This window comes from Anabaena sp. EIM26 (genome assembly GCF_057568715.1).
This window is the reverse complement of record NZ_CM172472.1, coordinates 5578310-5600385: the sequence shown is the minus strand read 5'-3', so window position 1 is coordinate 5600385 and position 22076 is coordinate 5578310. Positions and strand designations below refer to the sequence as shown.

Sequence of the window (22076 nt, the reverse complement as noted above, 5' to 3'; positions counted from 1 at the left end):
TTAGCTATTACTAATTACCCATTACAGGTTATCTTAAAAAATGGTGCGTAGATGTAATTATATATCTAGCCTAGTCGGCTGAATTCAGCACAAACTTAGAAAAAATAGTAGCTTAAAAGGTTCCTGTTGATGAGTAGCATAAAGTGGCTTTTTTTACAAACTAAAATAATTGCTAACTGGAAACAGTTGGTGTTTAAATGCGTATTGCTGATAATTTGCGTATTTATTACCAGTATGCAACCAGCTTTTGCAGGTATGAAAGATGATCGATACGAAGGGAATATCTTCGTGGTTTTTGCTGGTAATGGTTCCTTAGTCCCTCCCAGACAAACTCTAGCTCAAACTTTAGCACAACATAAACCGGCAATTCTGGCATTTTATGTGGATGACAGCAAAGATTGCAAACAGTATGCCGTCTATATTTCCCAAACTCAAGCATTCTATGGTAAGGGTGCGGAGATTATCCCTATCAGTGTTGATACTATCCCCAGCAAGGAAACCTACGAACCGACAGAACCAGGATACTACTATTCAGGAGTTGTACCCCAAGTTGTCCTCTTTGACCAGTCGGGTAAAGTCATTATGAATAAAACAGGTCAAGTCCCTTTTGAAGAAATAGACGACAAATTTCGAGAAGTGTTTGATTTATTACCCCGTGACCAGTCCATTGAATTCAAGCAACGTTCATTTAATGAATATAGCAGTGAGTTAAGCAAGTAAAAATTTCCGTACACGATACTTAAATTTATCCAGAGTACGAACTAGCGTATTTATGAGGTTTGGTAGATTGGGTTAACCTGAGTTCGACATAAGATAATTTGTGGAAAACTCCCCCCTGTAAGAGTCTCAAACCCTTATTCTCTCGCTCTTAAAAATCATAACTCCGTTCGCGTAGCGTCTCCGTTCGGCGAAGCCGTGCCGTAGGCATAGGAGAAACTCCTAACACCGAACTCAGGTTGGGTTAGGCTATCGCTTAACCCACCGATGAGTATGGGAACGCAAATTAATCCATTAGCTATTTGAGAAGCAGATAAAGTGGAAAGTATGAGGAATAAAGCTGAAATTCAAGGTTTACTATCTGCGATCGTAGATGCCTCAGAGTATGCAATTGGTAATGATATATTATTTGGAGGTTAAAGTTATTAATTTTGACGAAATGTAGCGGAAATATGAACTCTGCTCCTGAAACTCCTTAAGAATTTTGATGTATTTAATTGTATAATATTGAAACTTAAGAGAGTAGTTGGAGCCGCCCTTAAGCATGGGGGTGAAAATCAAAAAAAACTATAGGAAGAAAGCCCGGTGGCTAAACATCAGTCCAAACAAAGCTCACAACCACAGAACTCTAGCACAGAGACAAAAAGTGCTGAAAACTCTTTCCAGATGCAACTGCAAGAATTGTTGAACCAGAAAAAATATCGGCAAGCATTGGAAGAAATCAAGAAAAATCAGAGAACGTATCCTAATATTGAATTAACTCCCAAAGAATCAGAGATTTGGTTGCTACGGGGTCAGCAAGAATTCCAAAAACAAGATTTTAAACAGGCAGAAAAGTCCTTTGGCCGCGCTCTAGAATCTGGTTTGGTGGGAGAAGTTCACTACTGGCAAGCTAGATGTTTGCTGGAGTTGAAGCAATTAGACGCGGCGCTAAAATTGCTCAGAAATGCTTTTGAGGCAGCTACTCTACCGAAAGAGTACAGCATCTGTTACCTAAAACTCTTGTTACTCAAAGGAGATACCGCTACAGTTGAGCAGTTAATTCAAGAACAATCTAAACGCTTTAGTGCTAACCAACTCCACTGGGTACGAGGTGTTCTGGCGCTAAAAAATGGGCAACCAGAAGCAGCTTTGACATCTTTTGTGAAAATTAAACGAGCCGTCACCGATGGAGACTTGCCCATAGCTTGGATTGTTTACACTCAACAAGTTAGCGGTAATTGGGATGCTGCGGCTAATCTTTTGGGGTTGAAATCATCTGCATATAGTCAGCCAAAGTATTTCGAGCATCCAATTTTAGAAAGATTGGCAATTTTTCAACGAGGAAAAACAGGACAAGAACTCCTAAAATTGAGAACCTCGCAAAAAATACTAGATAAAAGTACCCAAGAGGTATTAACGGTGTTGCCAATGCTGCAACTGATTGACCAAGGTGATCACCATGAGGCTGCACATCTGTTGTTGAGGATGGAGCGACGTTCCCCACGTTTTCCAGAAGTAGAAAGTCTCCGTCCACTGCTATTGACCCTAGCTGGACAACAAGCACTGAATCAAGGAGAACCAAGCTGTGCTGAACTATTCTGGCAGCCTTTGTTGACAGAGCAACCCTTTAACCCCCAACTGGCAATCAATCTCTTAGAAGTTTTCGATGCTAATGATAACGATCAAGAACGCCCACGTCTTGTGACCCGTTTCTTGAAGTGGTTAGAGCAGGAAGCGAAACAAAAACCTCAAGAATGGCCTGCACAACGATTGAAAGCGACCCAAGCACACCTCCATTGCTGGATGGCAGATGCTTACATGGCACTGGATCGTGAGCGTGCAGCTTTGGGATCTGTGCAACAAGCCGAACGCATCTGTCCGACATCCCCAGAATTACTGGGGCGCAAGGGATTAATTGAGGCAGGGGGAGAAAATTATACTGAAGCGATCGCCCTGCTGACCCAAGCACTAGAAAATGGATGTCGCTATGAAGAAGTTTATGGGATGTTGCTGCACTGTTGGAAGAAACTAGATAACAAACAAGCATTCAATGAAGCTCGTCGTAAATTTGGCAAGCACTTTGGCGACCTGAATATTGAACCTGAAATAGAAACATCACCTTGGATAGATGCTCTATCTACCTTAAGTTATCCCTTATTTAGCCGGATGGTAGAGACAGAAAATCCAAGAGATCCGGCTATCCGTGCTTGTCAGATATTCGTGAGTGCAGTCCAAAGTCCTCCCAATTCCGGTGGTCGAGTTTCATTAGACCAAAAAGCAGCAGCCCAAGTATGGGACACTCTCCTACAAAGATTAGCCGGTCAAGAACAAATTGCTGTCTTGCAAGCGATCGCTCTTTCTATCAACCTCTTCGCCAAACGGGAAAAAGGGATCGCTGCTTTAATAAGTCAGTATCAACAAAAATTGACTACCCTATCAATAGAACATCCAGAAGCCAGGGTTGCCAATTTAGTGATCTTAGCTGTGAAAGAAAGTAGCCCCAAAAAACTAGAGATTCCCCTACGTTTCTACCTCGACACCATGCCACAGCCAGGAAATGCTCTGGCAAATATTCAACTCCAAGCACGCCGTTTTGGCGAAATTACAACTCTTGTCCCGTTCCTAGATGAAGCACTACGTCGGGAACCACAAAACCCCTTATTGCTATTAGCTAGAGCTACTACTTATGACGTTGATCATCCAAATTATGAACAATTAAAGCAACAGGGATTTGAATTAGCCCGTCGCCTACAAGATGCCAAAGCCTTACAAGCATTTCGGGAAGAACAAGCATTTCTCAATAATAGAGAAACTCAGAGCGTCATGCCAGATCCAGAGCAATTTGACAATCTCAATATGTCAAATATTGATGATTTATTAGAAGGGATGCTTAAAAAATTATTTGGCAGTAAAATGTCTAAAGCCGAGTTTGAAAGGATGCTTCCAGAACTCAAGCAAATGATGTTAAATAGTATGCCTGATTTCTCAGATGATGATGATGAAGACGAAGATGATGATGATGATGAAATAGATTTAGATTTTTTCTTTAGAAATGCATCATCTACATCTAAAAAACGCAAGGGTAGAAGAAAAGCAGGTTTTCAGGAATTGTTGTAAAAGTTCAGATATCAAGAATAATTGAACACAGATAAACGCAGATAAACACAGATAAAGACTGACAATTGAATTAATGTCATTTTAATTGGGAATTATTTATGGCTGACAATTACGAACGTTTAGGTATTTCACCAGGAGCAACAAGCGCCCAAATTAAAGCGGCGTATCATGCCAAGCTACGGGAATTTCCTGCTCATACTTATCCAGAAGAGTTTAAGGCCATTCGAGGAGCTTATGAGGCACTTCGTAAAGGAGAAACAGGTCAACATGAGGATTTTTTGAAAGTTCGTCCCCTGGAAGCAGAACTGAATCCAGAGATATTAAAACAGATGCGAGAAAAAGCCCTAGCTCAATTAGAAATTAGCTTAGATGATTTAATTCGTGCCACATTTTAAATAATTCATATAACAGGGAACAGGGAACAGGGAAGAAGAGATATTTTTACCAATTACCAATTACCAATTACCAATCACCAATTACCAATCACCAATCACCAATTACCAATTACCAATCACCAATGACAACTGACAAAGAAGCTTTATTTGCTAAATTGCTGGATTATTTACACTCAGAACAACTATCCCCTGAATATTTAGGTGAACCACCATCATCTGCTAATTCCTTTGACCCCTATCAAATGGTGGCAGAATGGACTGCTCTCCGCCATGAAGTTAAACAACAGGGTAAATTATTGCGTTCTACTCAAGATGCTTTGGTGCAAGCATTGGAAGTAACTCGTGCAGATCAAGAACAGCTGCAAATACGTCTGGAAGAAAGTCAAAAACAGGCATGGGGAAAATTTGAACAGCAGCAGGAGAAACTCCTCAAAGATTTACTGGGTATTGTGGATGCTTTAGATCAGGCTTGTACTTACTGGCAAGAGCAACTAGAAGTATTATCTGCTCCCTCAAACTCAGAACCAGTAACACAAAAAAGTTTTTGGGAAAAGCTAGGAGATTGGATTAATGGCAATTCTACTCAATCTATTGAGCCAGAAAAATTACCAATATCAGAATCATTAACTGAAATTTTCACCAGCAATCAACAGGGAGTGGAGTTAATTAGGCGATCGCTTTTAGAAATCCTCAAACAACACCGTGTTGTTCCCATTCTCGCCCAGGGTAAACCTTTTGATTCCCAAACAATGTATGCTGTGGGACGTGAATCAAGGGCAGATGTCACAGAAAATACCGTGATTCAGGAAGTAGTCAGGGGTTATTTATGGGGCGATAAAGTCTTGAGAGAAGCCCAGGTAATTGTAGCGACACAAAAATAAATAGAATAATTATTAAGCGATCGCCTAGAAATCACGACTCACAGGAATAGCGATCGCCTTGAGGAGATTGATTGTTGATGTGATCGCTCAAACAAATCAGTTTATCTAGCTTATGGGGCATATTTTTGTAAGAATTCGCTTGGAGTGAAACATTCAAATTCTTCAGTTTGCCCGACAAGTGCGCGAATTAGTTTGTAATTTCTGGATACAAAACATTTTGCTTTTCCTTGCTTGGCAGTTAGATAAACACCTGCATCTTCACGGGGAATTATGCCAGCATCAGCGATCGCTTGAATATCTTGGTCTTCTACAAATATGAAATCTACTCGCAATTGCTGCCAAAGTCTTGTTAACAAACCGCTTGACCAGTCTTTGTTTTACAAGCGTTTACCAACTCGTAAAATTTGATCTATAAGTTCTTGAGAGAAGATAACTCTAGTTTGCTCATCGCTATTTTCATCACTCACTAGCAAGGATAAAATTTTGCTTTCATCGCTGTTTAAATCAAGCGATCCCAGAATGTAGATATTTGTGTCGAGAAATACCGATTTGGGTAAACTAGAACTTGATTTCACTGTCATTTAGCCTTTGCGCTCTCTCTGTGGATATTTCTTGTTTTACATCCTGAATGAGTTCCATAATTTTGTCAGTTGAGGCATATCCAGATTTGGTAAAAAGTTGCCGCGACATAGTTGCAAATCCATCGTTTGATAGCTGTTCTCGGCAATCGCTAATTCCTATCAAATGTTGAAACATTTCTAAACTTAACAGCACTGCTTTCTGTTGCCCTTCTTGAACTAAGGCGATCGCTTCTCTCTTAGAGTTGGCTTGTTGGATTAGCCCAGAAAGCTCCTTGTTGTCATGTACATTTGCTTCTAGCATATAGTTTGCTGTTTTGAAGTCAGTTATAATTTTATTCTATGTTAGCCGATCGCCTAAAAATCACAACTCACAGGAATAGCGATTCCTCGGTCGCGCTAGTTCCCTCCGGGACGCAATGCGTTCGCTATCGCCCTATGAGGAAACTATTTGAGAACTACTTAACTTTGAATTTTTTGAGCTATAGTACTGTCATACAGAGTTATGACAAGTAAAAATATGAGAGTTAATGTAAGGCTCGATAGCGATCGCGCTAGTAAGTTTAATTACATTCGCCAGCGGACAAATCAAGGTGTGTCTGACATTATGAAAGTGGCGATCGATCTTTATTATGAAAAATTACATCAAGAATCCCCTGTAAAACCTTTGCAACTCCTTAGAGAATCAGGGCTGATTGGTTGTGCTGAAGGGGACTCTGATTTGTCGGTTAATTACAAGCAATATCTCACTGAAAGTCTTAACGAAAAATATGGTCATCGTTGATTCTGGCTTTTGGATAGCACTAATCAATCGCCGTGATGATTATCATGTTCTCGCTCAAGAAGTTCTAGATACGATTGATGAGCCTCTGGTTACAACATGGTGTGTGATTACGGAAGCTTGTCATATTCTCTTGAAACGTACAGGTACAAATGCTCAACAGACGTTTATTCATAGCTTAGAAATTGGTGCTTTTGAGGTTTTTGATCTCAACATTCAAGATGGGAAAAGAATCAGTGAATTGATGAATCAATATAGTTCTCTGCCAATGGATTTAGCGGACGCTTCATTGATTATCCTTGCCGAACATTTGGGGCATGGGCGGATTCTATCTGTTGATTTTCGGGACTTTAATACTTACCGCTGGAAAAATCGTCATCCTTTTGAGAATTTGATGTCTATTAACTGAAGCGATCTATTGATAAATTTATGAATGAACGTGATCTTAACATCCAAGATATAAGGAATTCTGCCTCCCAACAAACATATGAGCTACGTGAGATGGCTCGAACTCTTTCATTTTGGATGGATGGTGTACATTGTCCATCAGAAGGACAAAATTTAGAGTATGCAGTTCGATCTTACCTTCGTCGAAGAATTCCTCGACGTTTTGAAATATCTACTGGATTTATATCTACACTTGAAATTAATAGGCAAGTTGATAAAGAAGCAAAAGTTACTAGAAAAGTATCTCGACAGTTTGACATCATAATTTGGGATGCAAGTACTTTCCCACCCCTATTTCGTGCCGATGATTTTGTGATTGTCGTCCCAGAGTCTGTAAAAGTCATCATCGAAATAACTAAGACTTTAGATTATGACAAGTTGTGGGGAGACTTAGAAAAATTTGAAGATTTATATGAATTATATAACAATCCTGAACGTCAGTTTTTTAGACCATACACAGCTATATTATCTTTTTCTTCTAAACTTAAGTCGGAATCTAAGACTCAGATGAAATATTTTTTACAATATTTAGAAAGGTTCTATCTCTTCAAATCAACAGTACCTGTATTATTTAGATATGGAATTTTCAGAAATCAACATCTTCGAGTTTGTCCAGTTGCACTATCTAGTTTTCTTGATTCAATTTGTATACTGGATCAGGGGCTAATTAAAGGCAAAATAGAATTTGTGGATAGTAAAAGTGTTGTTAGGTATATTGCTTATGCAAACGAGCCTAATATTGAAACCTCATTTGGTGTTTTTGAAAGAGATATAGTCTTACATCTTTCCCAATCTGCTGCTGAAGCTGCTGGACACAGAGAGTCATCTATTGACGTGTATCGAGAGTTTGTAAATATAGCCGCGCAAGAGGTTTGTGGCTCACTTATTATTGAAGATTGGGAGTCAATTCTACCAAGCCTCAATTTAATGGATAAGTTTAGTCCAATTACACATCAGTGTCCTAGAGGTATTCCGAATTTCTCAAGCTTTGTTGGTGCAGATTTCGCCGATGATCATCCCCGACCAGCAATGTATATAGAAGAGTATTCTAAGTCGAATATTTGGGCATTTGAGCGGCATTCTAAAAATATTTTTGCTTGTGGTCAGTATTCTAAGGGTTATCGTGTGAAGTTATGGCGCTTATTTGTATTCAATGAAAATCGAAACAAAAGTTTTACCCATTGCTACGAAATAGGAACAAAGAGTTTTGTGGAAGCTATTGAAGATATCAAAGCTAATGCATGGAAAGATAATCAGAAAACTCCTAAGTAAAGCAATGATTAACCCTACTAAGTTTGTTAATAGAGTTGTAAACACATAACGGTAAAGAAAAACCGGTAGAATTAGTGCGATCGCCGATCTTGTAGGTTGGGTTGACGTAAGGAAACCCAACATTTCCACACAAACAATATTCCCTTCCACAATTAATTAACATCGTTCTCGCTTAACTGGTTGGGTTGCGTTCCTTAACTCAACCTACAGTGTGATCTCCCTGCAAGCAGTTTGCCTTTCATAATGGAGAATTTAATGTTATATTTTTCATAATTATAAGGTCGTTTCTTTTGTAGGAATAACTAGTATGTCTGCCTTATCTAAACAAATTTTACAAACGGTAGAGGTATTACCGACGGAAGATCAGTATCAGGTGTTAACTTTTGTAGAATCTCTTTTGAAAAAACGTCAGGAAGCAATCACTACGTCTCTAGAAACAAATTCCCTCTCGTTTTTTGAGGTAGCTCAAGCTTCGATTGGGGCAGGGGAGGGACCAGGCGATCTTTCAACAAATCCCGATTATATGCAGGGCTATGGACAGTGATGCACTATCAGGTAATTGTTGACACAGGGATTTTACTGGCTTTAATTGACCGCAATGATGTCCACCATACTTGGGTAACAGAACAATTAAAGGAAATTGCTCCCCCATTACTAACTTGTGAAGCGGTGATTTCAGAAAGTTGGTTTTTGTTACAACGAGTAAAGAGGGGGCGAGAAATTTTGCTGCAATTGTTAGCTCAGAAACAGATCATTATTCAGTTTGATTTGGATGCGGAGTTGGTGACAGTAATGACATTATTAAGTCGCTATCAATCAGTACCAGTTTCTTTAGCAGATGCGGAATTAGTCCGAATGTCGGAGCTATACCCTAGCAGTCTGATTTTTACGCTTGATAGCGATTTTCTCGTTTACAGAAAGAACCGCGATCGTCCAATTCCTTTGCTTATGCCTATATTAGATACTTAAATATGATTCCAGATATTGTAAAGTGGGTTACTTAACGCGCCTTTTTACTTTTAATTATGATGAATTGGTAATTATTATGCGTTACGCTACGCTAACATATCCTAATGTTACTGATTTACATATTCCATCCGCCCAAAAGTTAAAATTTTAAAGGTACTTTTCAGTAAACATCATCCCTAACAAAATCCGACGGACTTAAAATTGGTAATATTCCCCGATAAGGATGAAGAATCAATAAATCTTGATCACCTGTAATTAAGACATTTGCCGAACCATTAATTGCTACATCTAAATATTTGTTATCCTTTGTATCTCGACAATCATTAATTAACTCAAGAATCTAGACTAACTCGGCGGCTGTCCTAAATTCCGCTAAAAATTTTTGACGACGTGCTACAGAAATGTAACGATCAAACTTGGAACGAAATATCACACTTTCGCACTCCGCAAAAGTCTCAACTGAAATCAATAAGATGCCAGTGTCAAGAGCTTTTTGGTAAGCTAGATTAGCAGTAGAACCAGGAGATAAAACAGCACTGACTAAAACATTAGCATCCAAAACATAGCGATTAAGCATCACTGTTAAGTATCTCGTTTAACAGTTCTAAGGTTAGTCCATTTGCCTGAGCTTCTGCCCCTAAATCCGCAGATATATTTTTTAAACGAAGATTTTTAATCTTTACCAAATCCTCATAATCATTCATCGAAATAATAGCCACATAATTGCGGTCATGTTCCTTAACAAGAATGGGTTCTTGTTGGGCGCTATCCATAATGTAAGCAAAATCTTTCTTTACTTCTGAAACTGAAACTTGTCGCATTGCATTTTGTTTGAGAAATAACTTTAGTCATTGTAACATACCCTGTAGCGCGATCGCCCTCAATTAAAACAGCGATCGCTCCGTTAAGGTTAATTCATTTCCAGTTCAATTACTTGAAGATTGTGACTATCTTGTTAAGATTACAAAGGTAATTGGCAATTTTCTCCGCAACGCAAGCGATCGCGCAAGTGCTGACCTCTAAGTTATAATTAGTGGGCATATAAGTCTGCTGTTAGTATGTGGAGTACCCGATGAACAACCGCCTAGAAGTTGAATCAGCAATCAAGCAATTACCAGAAGATGAAGTTCGTAATCTGGCAAGATGGCTTCAAGAATATCTAGATGAGATGTGGGATCGGCAAATCGAAGCGGACTTGGCATCAGGAAAATTAGATCGTCTCATTGCTCAAGCAGAAGAGGACATTGCAGCAAACAAGGTGAGGGATCTGGATGAAGTCCTTTGCGACGGCTGATTTTTGGAAAGCGTATGCCGAATTGTCACCTGAGATGCAAGAGCAAGCGCGGAAAGCTTATCAACTTTGGCAAGAAAATTCACTTCATCCCTCATTGCATTTCAAAAAAATTGGTAAAAATCTTTGGTCTGCCCGTGTCAGTGGTGGGTATCGAGCATTAGCTTTGAAAAAGGGCGACGATTATTATTGGATTTGGATCGGTGATCACAATGAATATGAGAGTTTTTTGAATTAGCTCGTTGCGACAAGCCAGCTAACAACACAGTGCGATCGCATCACCAACTCAGAATTATGAATTATTTAGTCAATATATTGTAATCTTATCTCTATTGGTAAAGCTGTCATGCTGCCAAAATACGGTATTTTGTAATTACATTATGGTGTGAGCTTGCGCGATCGCACCTGGGGCAAATAACTTTTAAATTAGAAATTATGAGAGCAGTCGGTATTGATTTAGGGACAACAAATTCAGAAGTGGCGATTGTCGAAAACGGACAGGTGCGGGTATTACCAGGAGAAGACGGCGACCTGATTTTACCTTCCTGCGTGGGGTTTAGCGATACGGGTAAAGTGCTGGTGGGACGAGAAGCACTCCGTCAATATGCGGCGGCTCCTGAACGCACCGTCAAGTCAATTAAGCGTTGGATGGGAACTGACCACAAGACAACTTTAGGAGATAAAGAATACCTACCTCATGAAATTTCCGCTATTATTCTCCGCGCCCTGAAACAACGGGCTGAGAATGCTTTAGGAGAAACAATTACCCAAGCTGTGATTACAGTTCCAGCTTACTTTACAGATGCTCAACGGCAAGCAACTAAAACGGCTGGGGAGATTGCTGGTTTGGAAGTATTGCAAATTATCAACGAACCAACGGCGGCCGCTTTAGCTTATGATTTGCGCTCCGAAGAGACAGAAAAGGTTGTGGTTTATGACTTGGGCGGTGGTACTTTTGACGTTTCGGTAGTGGAAATTACAGGCGAAGTCACAGAAGTTTTAGCCACTCATGGTAATAACCGCTTGGGTGGAGACGATTTCGACAGGCTGTTGCAACTTCATCTAGCGGATTTATTTCGTAAACAGCATGGTGTGGATGTCCCAGATGATACAGCTACCCAGGCGCGTCTCCTGCGAGCCGCAGAGCAGTTAAAAATTGACTTGAGTTCTCATGCCTTTGCCACAGTTCGGGAAGCCTTTTTAGGTAGTAAAGGCAAAACTGCACTACATCTAGAAACAGAAGTAGCGCGAGCAGATTTGGAAAAATTGATTCGTCCTCTATTAACAGAAACCTTAGAGGCAATTGACCGCGCCCTCACAGATGCAGACCTCGCACCCGACGATATTGACCGGATTATCTTAGTTGGTGGCTCTACGCGCATTCCTCTAGTGCAACAGATGATCTCAGAACATTTGGGACAAACTCCCAGCGATGGCATTCAACCAGACCTTTGTGTGGCGTTAGGAGCAGCTTTACAAGCTGGGGTGTTGGTCGGTGAATCGGTAGATGCCATTCTTGTCGATGTGATTCCTCATTCCTTGGGTATTGCTACGGCTGTGCATACACCAATGGGGATTATGTCCGGTTACTTCAGTGTGATTATTCCCCGCAATAGCGTTGTCCCTGTTTCTCGTTCTGATGTTTATTCCACCGTATCTGATCAACAAGAAGCGGTAGAAATTGAAGTTTTTCAGGGAGAAAATGCGATCGCTCACGAAAATGTTCCTCTCGGTTCTTTTAGAATTGAGGACTTACCACCCAAACCAGCAGGAGCTATTGATGTTGAGGTTCACTTCGACTTTGATGTGAATGGCATTCTCACTGTCACCACCACGGAGAAGGGTAAAGGGCAACAAGGAACGCTAGTAGTTAATAATGCAGGTATCCAGAAGCTTTCTAGCCATGAATTGAAACAAGCCAGGGCAAATTTAGATGCCTTGTTTGAAAGTGATGAAACAATTGAAATCTCAGCCGAAGATACAATCTCAGCAGTAGAAATTGATCCCGAATTAGCAGCACTTTTAAACCGCGCTCAACAAACACTTCCTACACTAGATTCTGAACAAGCAGAGGAATTACAAGACTTGTTAGACCAGATTGAAAATGCGATCGCAAACAAGAGTGCAGAATTACCCCAGTTACAGGAAGAACTCTCAGATTTTCTTTACTATGCCAGTACCAATGAGTCGGAGTAAGAAATCATGAAATGTCCTGTGTGTGGTGCAGTTTATCGTCCGACAAAGGGAGCAGGGGCGCAAGGGGGAGAAAATCACAGCCAGACTTCTCCCTTGGGTCTCCAATCGCCAACTTGTAGGCGCTGCAAAGCCGATTTATCTGACTTGCTGAGTCTGCACGACCAAGCTATATGGTGTCACAAACAAGCACTGTATTTTTTGTCAAAAGGGCGTTATCCAGAAGCAGCAACGCACAACAATCAAGGTCTAGCTTTGTATTATAGTAATGCAGACTTCCATGCCTTAGCGGGGAAATTATCGGCATTGCAAGGAGAATGGAGAGAAGCGATCGCATCTTGGCAACAAGCACTTAAGTTTGACCCACAAAATGCGATCGCTTGTGATTGTCTACAAATGATCAAGCTCATGGCAAAAAATTATTTGTAATTTGTAATGATTTTTATATATAGGAATCCACCTAAGTTCGACATAAGATAATTTGTGGAAAACTCGCCCCCGCTAGGAGTCTCAAAACCTTATTCTCTCGCTCTTAAAAATCATAACTCCGTTCGCGTAGCGTCTCCGTTCGGCGAAGCCGTGCCGTAGGCATAGGAGAAACTCCGAACTCAGGTGATATCAATTTGAGATTGACAGACATTAACTAAAAAGGTCTATATTCTACAGAGAAATAAAGACCATTTTCTTGTAAAGAATTTCCGGTTTTATCGACTTTAACTAAGGGAATACCCCAATCAAATCTGGCATTAAAATTTTCACCTACTAGCAAGCGCAAACCAACACCCACCGAAGATATAGTTTGCTGTTTCAGTTCTACATCTGAGCTAGAGTGATTCCAAACAGTACCCAAATCGAAAAAGGGTGCTAATTGTAAATTAGTTTGCCATTTAGGAATGCGAAGAATTGAAGACCGAACTTCAGCAGAAGCAAATAAGCCATTATCAGCTAATAAATTATCTTGACGATAACCGCGCACACTCTGCTGGCCACCTGCGCTAAACTGTTCTTGAGCGACTAAAGGGCGATCGCTCAATTGGATATCTGACCTCAATAATAACGTTGTCTCTGGTGTCAACAAGCGTAGATACTGCGTTTGTCCGCGCCATGTCACAAATTGACTATCAGGGGCTGTATCATTAATTGTGGCATTTAAAGCATCAAGACCAAAGCTAAATTGCGATCGCATCGCAAAAACTTGTAAATTATTGCGTCGAGTATATTCCTGAAAAAATCGTAGTGCAGAAATTTTCGTTTCCCCTCGATCATTTGCACCAGGAGACAAAGGATAAGGCTCATTTAAAAGTGAGGTTTCTGATTCTTGTCTAGACGCAGTTAATCCCAAGGTAAATTCTGTATTTGGGGTTTGGTAAAGAGGTTGACGGTAAGTAAGTTGATAATTACGAGATGCTGATTGAATATCTAAGACGTTAAAAGGTTCTTCCACAATATTGGTGCGGGTACGGCTATAGCTAAAATCAATAGTCCCATTGTGAGGATTAATGGGAAAAGCGTAGCTCAGATTATCAAGGGAGTTACTACCATCGGTGTTAATATAGCCGACTTGAAAGCGATCGCCAAATCCTAAAAGATTATTGTGAGCAATTTGCAATTGACGACGCACACTTCCCACACTAGGCGATCTTTGGTTATCAATACTTAACTGTGTAGAAAAAGCATCAGCCTCTCGCACAGTAATGTCTAGCACACTCACACCAGGACGAGAACCGGCGGCTAATTCTGCTGATAAATTAGCAATTAGCGGATTAAGTTGCAGCATTTGTAAAGCCTGGAGCAAGCGATTTTGATCCAAAGGAGTTTTCGTTGCTAAAGCCAATCTACTGCGAACATAACCAGGACGCAATCGCCTTAACCCTTCTATATTAATTGATTCCACTTCCCCTTCAATTATTGCAATTTTTACAACCCCATTTTGTAATTCTTGAGGAGGAATAAAAGACCCAGAAGTGATATATCCATGTTGAAAATATAATTGATTAATAGCTTCTTGAGCTTGCAATAATTCAGCAAAAGAAATAGGATTTTTAGTAAAAGGTGCGAGTACATTAGTGAATTCTTCTTGGCTAAAAACAGTACTACCAACAACTTCAAATTGTGTAACTGTAATTGTTCTAGGAATTTGCTCTAGTGATGGTTGGAGAATTGATGGACTTTTTTCTGGTTTGGGAAGTAATTCTTCTAAAGGTGGTAAAGGAGTTTCTGGTAGAGGTTGAACATTAGGTAAGACGGATGGTTGTTTTTCTGTTCCCCTTAACTGTTCAGGTGTTACAGTTTGGGTAATTATTTGACCCTTGACTGATAATAGAAGACTAGAAAGAAAAAAGTCTAAAGTCAAAATAGAAAAATAAAAGATGCTTTTGTTTAATTCTTGATTTTTGCTTACCTTGGGTTTGTTGTTCACGTTTCCTCACACACCTTAATTTAAATCTGAGTCAAACAAACTGGCATAACTTTTTATACCATGTTTTTATCAGACTTAATTATTTACAGATGTCGTAAACCTTGTCAAGCCTTAGTTGCAGATAAAGACACATTTTACTGATGGTGTCTTTGTGGTTATAATTTCAACCGAATATTCTCTCATTACCAATCAACTTTAACTTCATACTGGTTTAGCGAAAATAGTCAACAAAACAGGCCCTAATAAATAGTAGTGACCTAAACACAAAAGTCCAGCATCAGAACCTATTTTTTCACGCTGTTCTTGACTGTAGAATTTAATTCCAGCCGGAGAATTAGCCATTAATTGAAGTGCTGAATTATTCTTGGCTGTTATATCAACTAAATAAAAACGTCCACCTGGAGAAAGTACCCGTGTAATTTCACTTAAAACAAGTTCTGGTTGCGGATAATGCAAGAAACTGATAGTGTTAAAAACAGCATCAAATTGACCTTCAGCAAAAGGTAGTGATTCTGCATTACCTTCCAGATAAATTAATCGGGGACGATGACGATTATTTTGTCTAGCTATCCGCAACATTTGGGGAGATAAATCTAAACCTGTCCCCCGTAATTCAGGAAATTGATTTGCTAATCTATCTAGTAATCTTCCAGTTCCACAACCTAAATCAAGTACATTTGCATTTGCGGATAATTCTATTTTTGAAAGCAATCTTTTATGAATAGCTTGATAAATAAAAGATGGAAAAGTCCAATCGTAACTTGATGCCCAACGGTCAAAAAGTTGTTTTTTGTTAGTTATAATCTTATTCATGGTTTCTAATTTATTAGTCTTTATTTCATTATAACCTGATACAAAAAAGCAAAGGCACAAAGCTTTGTTTGCACCTTTGCGCGAAATAGAACTTAGAATCTACAACCAATCTCGATAAGCTGAAATTTCATTGATAGCGATTTCAAAGGGTTTACCCTTACCAAAGGGTGGATAAACTCGAATTTTCGCATCCTTGGTAAACCGTTCTAGCCGATTACCCAATTGGGGAATGTTGCTGACTATATGCCAGTAAGATACTATATCTGGGCAATCAATGATCAGCATGAGGGTGGTGGTATTAGTTGTCATATACCACTGACAGTTAGATAATAGAACTTGGGTAATGCGATCGCACGCGTGATAGAAGCACCTCCCAATAGATTGTTCAAATTCTAAATGTAGCATTCCATCCTGTTTAGTCACCTCCAGAGGAGGTAAATCATCAGGAGGAAGCAGGGGAAGTTTAGACATAATTTCGCACCTCTTGATTGTAGCGCTGCATACTCTCTCGATTTTTTTGCAGAGACAATGATGAGGGTTTGAGCGCTAGTGTGCCGAGATTTAATTCGTCCTGAAATTTCTTAATTCGGTCGCGACAGGTTTCGACATCGCCAATAATCGAATTTTCGAGCAAATAATCTTCCTCAAAACAGATATTTGTCCGATCAAATGGTTTCTGTGGCTGGGGACTATTCTGCATTACTTGAGTGGAATTAGCTGTCATTTTTTGGCTAAATTTGCGGATGAAAGGTAAGGCTTCACTCACTGCTTCATCGGTTGTTTTAGCAACAAAAAAGAACCGTGCTAACAGAAATTTATCTGCACCACTGGAATTTAATTGCCGATATTTGCTGACTGTATTCTTCAATCTTGTCAGGGAAAAGGGCGGCCCCTCCCATTAAACCGAAGGAATTTTGGGCAGCATATTCAATCGTATCGTCATCACCACTGGCAATATAGACGGGAATTGGTTTCTGTAGCGGCTGGGGATAGACCGTCAAGCGATCGCACTGATAGAATTGTCCATTAAATGATACGTCAGTTTCATATAATAGCTTTTGAATAAGTGCGATCGCTTCCACCATCCTCACACGGGATTCCGACATCAACACCCCAAAATGCTTATTCTGTTCAGGGAAAGGGCCACCTTTAGCCACTCCAAAAGCCAATCTACCACTACAAAGATTATCCAAAGTAGCAATATCCTCAGCCACCCTAATAGGGTCATGAAACGGCAATAATACTGCCCCCGTCCCTAAACGAATAGTTGACGTAACACCCGCCAAATGTGCCATTAACAGCAAAAGTGACGGGCTGAGATTCGATTCATTAAAATGATGTTCACTCACCCAGGCTTCTTCAAAACCCAAATTTTCCGCCTGTTTCACCAGTAAAACTTGCTCAAAGATGGCGCGACGGGCATCTTGGTGATGATTTTCGTAATTGCAGAAAAGTCCTGTTTTCATTTTTGACGATATTCTAAGCAGCCACTAAATGCAACTCCAACCATAAACGCGGTTCAGATTGTTTAAGTTTTGACATGGGGTCGCGCAGTAATCGCTTGGCATTCATGCAAACCACCTGAATTAGTCCCATATTGCCTGCTATTTCTCTGAGTATTTCTTTTTGCGCTTTTACATAGGGCATCAGGTCTTCAGAACAATAAATCCCTACATATTGAAAGCGTTTAGCAGGTCGTCCCCAGAAGCAGGTAATCACTTTTACATGACACCTTTCCAGTAGTTCCCCAGTATTAGGGTAATAATGGTTAACGACTCTTGTGAATTCTTTAGCTAGGATATCTTCAGCAATCATTTGACTGATATTTCTGTAGCGTCCATCACTACCATTTAGCATAACATAAATTTGTCAATTAAGCATGACAAAACACCAATTTAAATTGATTTTTTGGAATATTTCCCAAAAAAAAGAGGGATACTTTTATAAAAGTACCACCTCTATATAATGACCATATATAATGAATTCAAAATTTTGAAATAGCAAAAATAAATTTTGAACTTTACCTAGCGAGAATTGCGTTCAGCAACTAAAACATCAGCTATAATATCTGGAATATTTTTTAAATCCAGATATCCCTCAGAACCAGAGATCGGAGAACTAAATGTATAATTAGGGTCACAAGTTCCTGTATCATAAACTTGGATAAACCACTTATCAGGAAAACCTTCAACACCCAATTCCACAATATACCAAAACTCACCTGTTAACCGCGAGTTAAAGATAGTAAACCAATCTCGGTAATTTTCTGAGATGTTCCAATCTGCCAAAATGAACTCTAGCGCTATTTGTCCAGCATCAGTTGAAGTCAATAACATTGTCACTCCTGATGTGCAACCTCATTGGAAACTTCAGGATATAAACCCAATTGTTTAGCTAACTCCCGTGCTACAAAAAACAAAAATTGAGCGCCATCTTGATTTCCTTCATGGGCAAACATAGTAGCTACTTGTAGCATTGAATGTACTAACCCAGAATCAACCAATTCTGGCTGAGATTCTAAAATTTCTGGTTCCTGACCATTAGGACATTGCAACAGTTCATCAATCAAATTAAAATACTGTGTTTGGCGTTCGTCTGTCATGATAATTTAGTTTATGGTGGATGAGAAAACTGAAAATTATTGCTCAATACTCTGTTGCCAAAGTCTTTCTAACATTTCGACTTGTGCTTTTAAAACAGCAGTACGATAGACAAGATACCTGTCATAAACAATAATGCCTAAGCCAATGCAAATAGGTGTAACTAAAACCAACCATTGCAAAATTGTAGCGATTTTATACTGTTCCACTAAAATTTGCAGTTGCACAAAAAAATTATGTTTGGATAACTTTTTGTTAGCTGGAGAGTGGGGAGTATTTATGCTCTCTGGCTGGAGAAATGCAGGTTCAGAACCTTTATTAATATTGGTGACTTGACAGGATAAATTCTGTGTCTTAACTAACTCTATATGTCGTCCCCAAATTACATTAAAGACGATGATCCCTGGAGAAAGCACAGCTAAAGTAACCAAACCTACTGTTAGCACATTTAAAATTTTAAATTTCATCTTTACTCTCCCTTGCTAGGTAGCTATTCACCCAGTAAGAAAATATAGTTTATGGTTTATTGCAGCACCTTCCTTTTGCCAATTCTCAAACAAGCATCAAGTTTTAGATTCTAAATATACATTTAGTAGTAAGAATTCAGGAGTCAGGAGTCAGAATTCAGGAGAAAGAAGGAAGAAGAAAGAAGAAAAATTTTCCCTCTGACTGTTTCTTTTTCCTTGCTCTATCAAATATTCTGTATCCTCAATCCTTACGTTTAGTAGATGACACCCAATTATTTAAAACCATCTCAAATAATTTAAAAAATTATCTGTGAATCTAAAACTTAAAATCTAAACTTGGCAGATTTATGAATCACCACTATTTGTGCAAAATACTCATAAATTATTACTAAGCAAGTGAAAATTTAAAAATTCCAAATATACTCCTTTTAGTATTGACGAATACTGACAGGATTTAACCGTTTTTGAATAGAGATTACTATCAAACTAGGGTTAAGAAGTCCCCCCTAGTTCTCTAGACTTTCATCTAGGAATTTCGGGGGGTAGAGGGGAATCTCTGCGTAAATCCTACTAACGTTTATAGCAGTCACCTCTCTTCAACACAGTTTACCCCAGCCGAATTAAGATTATTAAAATCATTAACATAGTACTCAAAGCTGATAAAACTGATCTAGTAAGACTTTAAAAAATTTTTTGGGGTAGAGGTGCTAGTATTTTCAGGAGGAGGTACTAGCATTTATTCGCTGGGGGACGGGGATTTTTGTACTCAACTTAATGCTTTATTGGCTGATGTTTGAGGATATTTAATGGTGATAAGTGTCCCTCAAAACTTGTACTCAAATGACAATATCTCATGACAAAGTAGACCTGAATTAAAAATAAACTAAACAACTCAAAAAAACAATTAAATTTCATGAATTATATAATTTTATCTTGACATCACTAGATTTTTATGACTTATATAACCTGGATAATTAGACCTGAATTCAGAATAATTGATACAAGTTTAGTAGCAAATTATCAGTTTTCTAGGGCTGTGTACCATTATGCTATTTACCAAAAACCCAGTTATCATCAATATTTTCGGCAAAAACAATATCTAATTAACTAACTGTTACCTAACTACAGATTAAATAAGTAAAAACCTATTACTATAAGTAAGGACAGAGAAGTAATATTTAGAATATTAGGAGTTAATAAATGCGAATTGCTAAAGACGTAACAGAACTTATTGGCAAAACCCCCTTAATTCAGCTGAACAAAATTCCCCAAGCGGAGGGGGTAGTTGCCAGAATAGTTGTCAAACTAGAAAGCATGAACCCAGCGGCTTCAGTCAAAGACCGTATTGGGTTGAGTATGGTACTTTCAGCCGAAGCAGATGGTTTAATTACTCCAGGAAAAACTGTTTTAGTTGAACCGACTTCAGGGAATACAGGAATAGCTTTAGCAATGGTAGCTGCGGCTCGTGGTTACAAATTGATTTTAACAATGCCAGAAACCATGAGCCAAGAAAGACGCTCAATGTTGCGTGCTTATGGTGCAACTTTGGAGTTGACACCAGGCCCCCAAGGAATGCGGGGGGCAATTAGCAAAGCCGAGGAAATTGTGGCTAATACTCCCAATACCTTTATGCTGCAACAATTTTGCAATCCAGCTAACCCCAAAGTTCACCGAGAAACGACAGCTGAGGAAATTTGGGCGGATACTGATGGGGAAGCGGATATATTAATTGCTGGGGTAGGAACTGGGGGAACGATTACTGGTATTGCAGAGATACTTAAACAGCGCAAACCAAGTTTTCAAGTGATTGCGGTTGAACCTAGCAATAGTCCAGTTCTTTCTGGAGGTGAACCTGGCCCCCATAAAATTCAAGGGATTGGTGCGGGATTTGTTCCAGATGTATTGCGTCAAGAATTGATTGATGAGGTGATTCGGGTCAGTGATGACCAAGCGATGTCTTATGGTAGAAGATTAGCTAAAGAAGAAGGTTTATTATCAGGGATATCATCTGGTGCGGCTTTGTGTGCGGCTATTCAAGCAGGTAAACGCTCAGAAAATGCAGGTAAGTTAATTGTCATGATTCAGCCTTCTTTTGGTGAACGCTATCTGAGTACGGCGATGTTTCAAGAATTAAAAAATTAAATATGCGTGGCTTGAATGCCCTGTAGAGACGTTCCATGGAACGTCTCTACAATATTGCACCTGCTAAGAAACTGCTGTCCCAAAAGCTATCCTCAGTCCCCAAAATACGATTAAAATTGCGATCGCTAACCAGTCACCTATTTTCAATCTTAATTCTTGCCATTTGACTCTATGTTCATTTGGACTGGTAAAACCCCTGACCATCATTGCATTTGCCATTTGATCAGCACGCAAAAGCAGATTTTCTAAAAGTCGCTCAATCACAATTAACCAAACTTTAGCCCCTCCTTTTAATCCTAGCTTTTTCCAATTAATGGCTCTCGTCATCACAGAACGAATGAGATTTTGGACTTCTTCTAAAACTAAAGGAATAAACCGCAAAGATAATGTGAGGGTTAACATCAGTTCTGTAACTGGGATTTTAAACCTCCGCAAAGGTTGCATTAAGCTTTCCATTCCCGAAGTGATTTCTTCTGGTGCGGTTGTCAATAAATATAAATTAGTGCTGTAAATTAAGGTAAAAACTATTGTACTCAGGCTAATTGCTAAATTTAAGGAACGACGATTTACTTTAATTGGGCCTTTGTGAAATAATACATAGCTATATTCTTTATTATCTTTGGCTTGCTCTAGATTCGCTTTGTTATTTTTAGTAGTTGCTGGCTGAGTTAAAACTTGTTCATTAGCTGGTAAGCGTGGTTGATAATTTACAGCTAGTCCATCAGGGCTGATAGCACCTAGCACCAATACCATAAATGATAATACCAATAGCCAGCCCATTTGTTGCCGCCATACTCGCAGCGGAATTTTGGCAAATAAGGTAAAAATAATTAATAATGCCACCAACAATACCCGCCAATAGTTGTTAGCTACAACATAGCTGGTGAGAAAGCTTAACAACCAAACTAACTTGACTCGCGGATCTAGTCTATGTAGCCAAGTTTCTGGTTGTTCTAAGTATAGTCCAAGGGGGAGCGATCGCAGTAAATCCATTTTTTGAGTTATGAGTGCT

29 protein-coding genes and 1 pseudogene are annotated in these 22076 nt (G+C 39.3%); 15 read left to right on the top strand and 15 right to left on the bottom strand.

The genetic code is table 11. The features are described from left to right. Nucleotides 1–129 precede the first annotated feature (129 nt). From AC012T_RS24340 to AC012T_RS24325, 4 genes are all read left to right on the top strand, one after another. Nucleotides 130–720, top strand: coding sequence for a thylakoid membrane photosystem I accumulation factor (locus AC012T_RS24340; protein ID WP_487061540.1), 591 nt, complete (start codon nucleotides 130–132; stop codon nucleotides 718–720). Between the two features lie 582 nt (nucleotides 721–1302). Further along, nucleotides 1303–3816: a tetratricopeptide repeat protein gene (locus AC012T_RS24335; RefSeq protein ID WP_487061538.1), complete on the top strand. Its 2514-nt coding sequence runs from the start codon at nucleotides 1303–1305 to the stop codon at nucleotides 3814–3816. A gap of 98 nt (nucleotides 3817–3914) precedes the next feature. Beyond that, entirely contained in the window at nucleotides 3915–4211 is a 297-nt protein-coding gene (locus AC012T_RS24330; RefSeq protein ID WP_487061536.1) for a J domain-containing protein, read from the top strand. Between the two features lie 122 nt (nucleotides 4212–4333). After that, nucleotides 4334–5092: a nucleotide exchange factor GrpE gene (locus tag AC012T_RS24325; protein ID WP_487061534.1), complete on the top strand. Its 759-nt coding sequence runs from the start codon at nucleotides 4334–4336 to the stop codon at nucleotides 5090–5092. Between the two features lie 110 nt (nucleotides 5093–5202). On the opposite strand, the gene AC012T_RS24320 is transcribed toward AC012T_RS24325, so the two are convergent. From AC012T_RS24320 to AC012T_RS24310, 3 genes are read right to left on the bottom strand one after another with little or no spacing between them, the layout of a single operon-like run. Further along, entirely contained in the window at nucleotides 5203–5448 is a 246-nt protein-coding gene (locus AC012T_RS24320; protein ID WP_487061532.1) for a PIN domain-containing protein, read from the bottom strand. A gap of 21 nt (nucleotides 5449–5469) precedes the next feature. Then, nucleotides 5470–5673, bottom strand: a complete 204-nt coding sequence (locus tag AC012T_RS24315) for a PIN domain-containing protein (RefSeq protein WP_487061530.1) — start codon at nucleotides 5671–5673, stop codon at nucleotides 5470–5472. Then, nucleotides 5651–5974, bottom strand: a complete 324-nt coding sequence (locus AC012T_RS24310; RefSeq protein ID WP_487061528.1) for a hypothetical protein — start codon at nucleotides 5972–5974, stop codon at nucleotides 5651–5653. The genes AC012T_RS24315 and AC012T_RS24310 overlap by 23 nt, the downstream gene beginning before the upstream one ends. Nucleotides 5975–6190: 216 nt before the next feature. Between AC012T_RS24310 and AC012T_RS24305 the strand changes: the two genes are divergently transcribed. The 5 genes from AC012T_RS24305 to AC012T_RS24285 all read left to right on the top strand — a co-directional run bounded on the left by AC012T_RS24305 (nucleotide 6191) and on the right by AC012T_RS24285 (nucleotide 9139). Further along, nucleotides 6191–6454: a ribbon-helix-helix protein, CopG family gene (locus AC012T_RS24305; protein ID WP_042465103.1), complete on the top strand. Its 264-nt coding sequence runs from the start codon at nucleotides 6191–6193 to the stop codon at nucleotides 6452–6454. Beyond that, nucleotides 6441–6860, top strand: a complete 420-nt coding sequence (locus AC012T_RS24300) for a type II toxin-antitoxin system VapC family toxin (RefSeq protein WP_487061526.1) — start codon at nucleotides 6441–6443, stop codon at nucleotides 6858–6860. The genes AC012T_RS24305 and AC012T_RS24300 overlap by 14 nt, the downstream gene beginning before the upstream one ends. Nucleotides 6861–6880: 20 nt before the next feature. Next, entirely contained in the window at nucleotides 6881–8170 is a 1290-nt protein-coding gene (locus AC012T_RS24295) for a DUF6602 domain-containing protein (protein WP_487061524.1), read from the top strand. A gap of 307 nt (nucleotides 8171–8477) precedes the next feature. Next, the gene (locus AC012T_RS24290; RefSeq protein WP_487061522.1) at nucleotides 8478–8714 is read left to right on the top strand and encodes a hypothetical protein; all 237 of its coding nucleotides are present in this window, start codon (nucleotides 8478–8480) and stop codon (nucleotides 8712–8714) included. Continuing rightward, nucleotides 8714–9139, top strand: a complete 426-nt coding sequence (locus AC012T_RS24285; protein ID WP_487061520.1) for a type II toxin-antitoxin system VapC family toxin — start codon at nucleotides 8714–8716, stop codon at nucleotides 9137–9139. Before AC012T_RS24290 ends, AC012T_RS24285 begins: the two co-directional genes overlap by 1 nt. Nucleotides 9140–9299: 160 nt before the next feature. On the opposite strand, the gene AC012T_RS24280 is transcribed toward AC012T_RS24285, so the two are convergent. The 3 genes from AC012T_RS24280 to AC012T_RS24270 are packed head-to-tail and all read right to left on the bottom strand — an operon-like array spanning nucleotide 9300 to nucleotide 9960. Then, a complete protein-coding gene (locus AC012T_RS24280; protein WP_487066744.1) occupies nucleotides 9300–9419 on the bottom strand; it encodes a hypothetical protein in 120 nt (39 codons plus the stop codon). 60 nt (nucleotides 9420–9479) lie between these two features. Beyond that, nucleotides 9480–9716 (bottom strand): putative toxin-antitoxin system toxin component, PIN family, encoded by a 237-nt coding sequence (locus AC012T_RS24275; RefSeq protein WP_487061518.1) that lies wholly within the window; start codon nucleotides 9714–9716, stop codon nucleotides 9480–9482. Next, complete coding sequence (locus AC012T_RS24270; RefSeq protein WP_168537050.1) at nucleotides 9709–9960, bottom strand: type II toxin-antitoxin system Phd/YefM family antitoxin; 252 nt, start codon at nucleotides 9958–9960, stop codon at nucleotides 9709–9711. Before AC012T_RS24270 ends, AC012T_RS24275 begins: the two co-directional genes overlap by 8 nt. A gap of 251 nt (nucleotides 9961–10211) precedes the next feature. Here AC012T_RS24270 and AC012T_RS24265 point away from each other — a divergent pair, with 251 nt between their 5' ends. The 4 genes from AC012T_RS24265 (at nucleotide 10212) to AC012T_RS24250 (ending at nucleotide 13052) form a co-directional block, all read left to right on the top strand. After that, complete coding sequence (locus AC012T_RS24265; RefSeq protein ID WP_487061516.1) at nucleotides 10212–10433, top strand: hypothetical protein; 222 nt, start codon at nucleotides 10212–10214, stop codon at nucleotides 10431–10433. Continuing rightward, nucleotides 10411–10668, top strand: a complete 258-nt coding sequence (locus AC012T_RS24260) for a type II toxin-antitoxin system RelE family toxin (RefSeq protein ID WP_487061514.1) — start codon at nucleotides 10411–10413, stop codon at nucleotides 10666–10668. The genes AC012T_RS24265 and AC012T_RS24260 overlap by 23 nt, the downstream gene beginning before the upstream one ends. A gap of 197 nt (nucleotides 10669–10865) precedes the next feature. After that, complete coding sequence (locus AC012T_RS24255) at nucleotides 10866–12626, top strand: Hsp70 family protein (protein ID WP_487061512.1); 1761 nt, start codon at nucleotides 10866–10868, stop codon at nucleotides 12624–12626. A gap of 6 nt (nucleotides 12627–12632) precedes the next feature. Then, nucleotides 12633–13052, top strand: coding sequence for a tetratricopeptide repeat protein (locus AC012T_RS24250; protein ID WP_487061510.1), 420 nt, complete (start codon nucleotides 12633–12635; stop codon nucleotides 13050–13052). A gap of 214 nt (nucleotides 13053–13266) precedes the next feature. Here the strand turns inward: AC012T_RS24250 and AC012T_RS24245 are convergent, their stop codons facing one another. The 8 genes and pseudogenes from AC012T_RS24245 to AC012T_RS24210 all read right to left on the bottom strand — a co-directional run bounded on the left by AC012T_RS24245 (nucleotide 13267) and on the right by AC012T_RS24210 (nucleotide 18922). Continuing rightward, nucleotides 13267–15042 carry a ShlB/FhaC/HecB family hemolysin secretion/activation protein gene (locus AC012T_RS24245; protein ID WP_487061508.1) on the bottom strand — a complete coding sequence of 592 codons (1776 nt, stop codon included), beginning with the start codon at nucleotides 15040–15042 and terminating at the stop codon, nucleotides 13267–13269. A gap of 201 nt (nucleotides 15043–15243) precedes the next feature. Further along, nucleotides 15244–15855 carry a class I SAM-dependent methyltransferase gene (locus AC012T_RS24240; protein ID WP_487061506.1) on the bottom strand — a complete coding sequence of 204 codons (612 nt, stop codon included), beginning with the start codon at nucleotides 15853–15855 and terminating at the stop codon, nucleotides 15244–15246. A gap of 99 nt (nucleotides 15856–15954) precedes the next feature. Then, on the bottom strand, nucleotides 15955–16326 hold the full coding sequence (locus AC012T_RS24235; RefSeq protein WP_487061504.1) for a hypothetical protein: 372 nt from the start codon (nucleotides 16324–16326) through the stop codon (nucleotides 15955–15957). Next, nucleotides 16319–17321, bottom strand: a pseudogene (locus AC012T_RS24230) (LLM class flavin-dependent oxidoreductase). The gene AC012T_RS24235 and the pseudogene AC012T_RS24230 overlap by 8 nt, the downstream one beginning before the upstream one ends. 13 nt (nucleotides 17322–17334) lie before the next feature. Beyond that, a complete protein-coding gene (locus AC012T_RS24225) occupies nucleotides 17335–17712 on the bottom strand; it encodes a hypothetical protein (RefSeq protein WP_487061502.1) in 378 nt (125 codons plus the stop codon). Between the two features lie 167 nt (nucleotides 17713–17879). Then, entirely contained in the window at nucleotides 17880–18191 is a 312-nt protein-coding gene (locus AC012T_RS24220; protein WP_015216892.1) for a hypothetical protein, read from the bottom strand. 2 nt (nucleotides 18192–18193) lie between these two features. Then, a complete protein-coding gene (locus AC012T_RS24215) occupies nucleotides 18194–18457 on the bottom strand; it encodes a hypothetical protein (protein WP_438891472.1) in 264 nt (87 codons plus the stop codon). 36 nt (nucleotides 18458–18493) lie between these two features. Then, complete coding sequence (locus tag AC012T_RS24210) at nucleotides 18494–18922, bottom strand: hypothetical protein (protein WP_487061500.1); 429 nt, start codon at nucleotides 18920–18922, stop codon at nucleotides 18494–18496. Nucleotides 18923–19874: 952 nt separating this feature from the next. Here AC012T_RS24210 and AC012T_RS24205 point away from each other — a divergent pair. Next, nucleotides 19875–20033: a hypothetical protein gene (locus AC012T_RS24205; protein WP_487061498.1), complete on the top strand. Its 159-nt coding sequence runs from the start codon at nucleotides 19875–19877 to the stop codon at nucleotides 20031–20033. A gap of 89 nt (nucleotides 20034–20122) precedes the next feature. After that, nucleotides 20123–21064: a cysteine synthase A gene (gene cysK, locus AC012T_RS24200; RefSeq protein WP_487061496.1), complete on the top strand. Its 942-nt coding sequence runs from the start codon at nucleotides 20123–20125 to the stop codon at nucleotides 21062–21064. A 63-nt stretch (nucleotides 21065–21127) separates the two neighbouring features. Here the strand turns inward: cysK and AC012T_RS24195 are convergent, their stop codons facing one another. Then, the gene (locus AC012T_RS24195) at nucleotides 21128–22057 is read right to left on the bottom strand and encodes an energy-coupling factor transporter transmembrane component T family protein (RefSeq protein WP_487061494.1); all 930 of its coding nucleotides are present in this window, start codon (nucleotides 22055–22057) and stop codon (nucleotides 21128–21130) included. Between the last annotated feature and the right edge of the window lie 19 nt (nucleotides 22058–22076).

Excerpts from the sequence above, each read along its gene's own strand:
- AC012T_RS24265 (WP_487061516.1), top strand. The coding sequence starts at position 10,212 with ATGAACAACCGCCTAGAAGTTGAATCAGCAATCAAGCAATTACCAGAA.
- AC012T_RS24330 (WP_487061536.1), top strand. The coding sequence starts at position 3,915 with ATGGCTGACAATTACGAACGTTTAGGTATTTCACCAGGAGCAACAAGC.
- AC012T_RS24215 (WP_438891472.1), bottom strand. The coding sequence starts at position 18,457 with ATGACAGACGAACGCCAAACACAGTATTTTAATTTGATTGATGAACTG.
- AC012T_RS24260 (WP_487061514.1), top strand. The coding sequence starts at position 10,411 with ATGAAGTCCTTTGCGACGGCTGATTTTTGGAAAGCGTATGCCGAATTG.
- AC012T_RS24240 (WP_487061506.1), bottom strand. The coding sequence starts at position 15,855 with ATGAATAAGATTATAACTAACAAAAAACAACTTTTTGACCGTTGGGCA.
- AC012T_RS24325 (WP_487061534.1), top strand. The coding sequence starts at position 4,334 with ATGACAACTGACAAAGAAGCTTTATTTGCTAAATTGCTGGATTATTTA.
- AC012T_RS24300 (WP_487061526.1), top strand. The coding sequence starts at position 6,441 with ATGGTCATCGTTGATTCTGGCTTTTGGATAGCACTAATCAATCGCCGT.
- AC012T_RS24285 (WP_487061520.1), top strand. The coding sequence starts at position 8,714 with ATGCACTATCAGGTAATTGTTGACACAGGGATTTTACTGGCTTTAATT.
- AC012T_RS24220 (WP_015216892.1), bottom strand. The coding sequence starts at position 18,191 with ATGTTATTGACTTCAACTGATGCTGGACAAATAGCGCTAGAGTTCATT.
- AC012T_RS24235 (WP_487061504.1), bottom strand. The coding sequence starts at position 16,326 with ATGTCTAAACTTCCCCTGCTTCCTCCTGATGATTTACCTCCTCTGGAG.
- AC012T_RS24270 (WP_168537050.1), bottom strand. The coding sequence starts at position 9,960 with ATGCGACAAGTTTCAGTTTCAGAAGTAAAGAAAGATTTTGCTTACATT.
- cysK (WP_487061496.1), top strand. The coding sequence starts at position 20,123 with ATGCGAATTGCTAAAGACGTAACAGAACTTATTGGCAAAACCCCCTTA.
- AC012T_RS24340 (WP_487061540.1), top strand. The coding sequence starts at position 130 with ATGAGTAGCATAAAGTGGCTTTTTTTACAAACTAAAATAATTGCTAAC.
- AC012T_RS24310 (WP_487061528.1), bottom strand. The coding sequence starts at position 5,974 with ATGCTAGAAGCAAATGTACATGACAACAAGGAGCTTTCTGGGCTAATC.
- AC012T_RS24295 (WP_487061524.1), top strand. The coding sequence starts at position 6,881 with ATGAATGAACGTGATCTTAACATCCAAGATATAAGGAATTCTGCCTCC.
- AC012T_RS24250 (WP_487061510.1), top strand. The coding sequence starts at position 12,633 with ATGAAATGTCCTGTGTGTGGTGCAGTTTATCGTCCGACAAAGGGAGCA.
- AC012T_RS24225 (WP_487061502.1), bottom strand. The coding sequence starts at position 17,712 with ATGCTAAATGGTAGTGATGGACGCTACAGAAATATCAGTCAAATGATT.
- AC012T_RS24205 (WP_487061498.1), top strand. The coding sequence starts at position 19,875 with ATGACTTATATAACCTGGATAATTAGACCTGAATTCAGAATAATTGAT.
- AC012T_RS24290 (WP_487061522.1), top strand. The coding sequence starts at position 8,478 with ATGTCTGCCTTATCTAAACAAATTTTACAAACGGTAGAGGTATTACCG.
- AC012T_RS24195 (WP_487061494.1), bottom strand. The coding sequence starts at position 22,057 with ATGGATTTACTGCGATCGCTCCCCCTTGGACTATACTTAGAACAACCA.
- AC012T_RS24210 (WP_487061500.1), bottom strand. The coding sequence starts at position 18,922 with ATGAAATTTAAAATTTTAAATGTGCTAACAGTAGGTTTGGTTACTTTA.
- AC012T_RS24275 (WP_487061518.1), bottom strand. The coding sequence starts at position 9,716 with ATGCTTAATCGCTATGTTTTGGATGCTAATGTTTTAGTCAGTGCTGTT.
- AC012T_RS24305 (WP_042465103.1), top strand. The coding sequence starts at position 6,191 with ATGAGAGTTAATGTAAGGCTCGATAGCGATCGCGCTAGTAAGTTTAAT.
- AC012T_RS24255 (WP_487061512.1), top strand. The coding sequence starts at position 10,866 with ATGAGAGCAGTCGGTATTGATTTAGGGACAACAAATTCAGAAGTGGCG.
- AC012T_RS24315 (WP_487061530.1), bottom strand. The coding sequence starts at position 5,673 with ATGACAGTGAAATCAAGTTCTAGTTTACCCAAATCGGTATTTCTCGAC.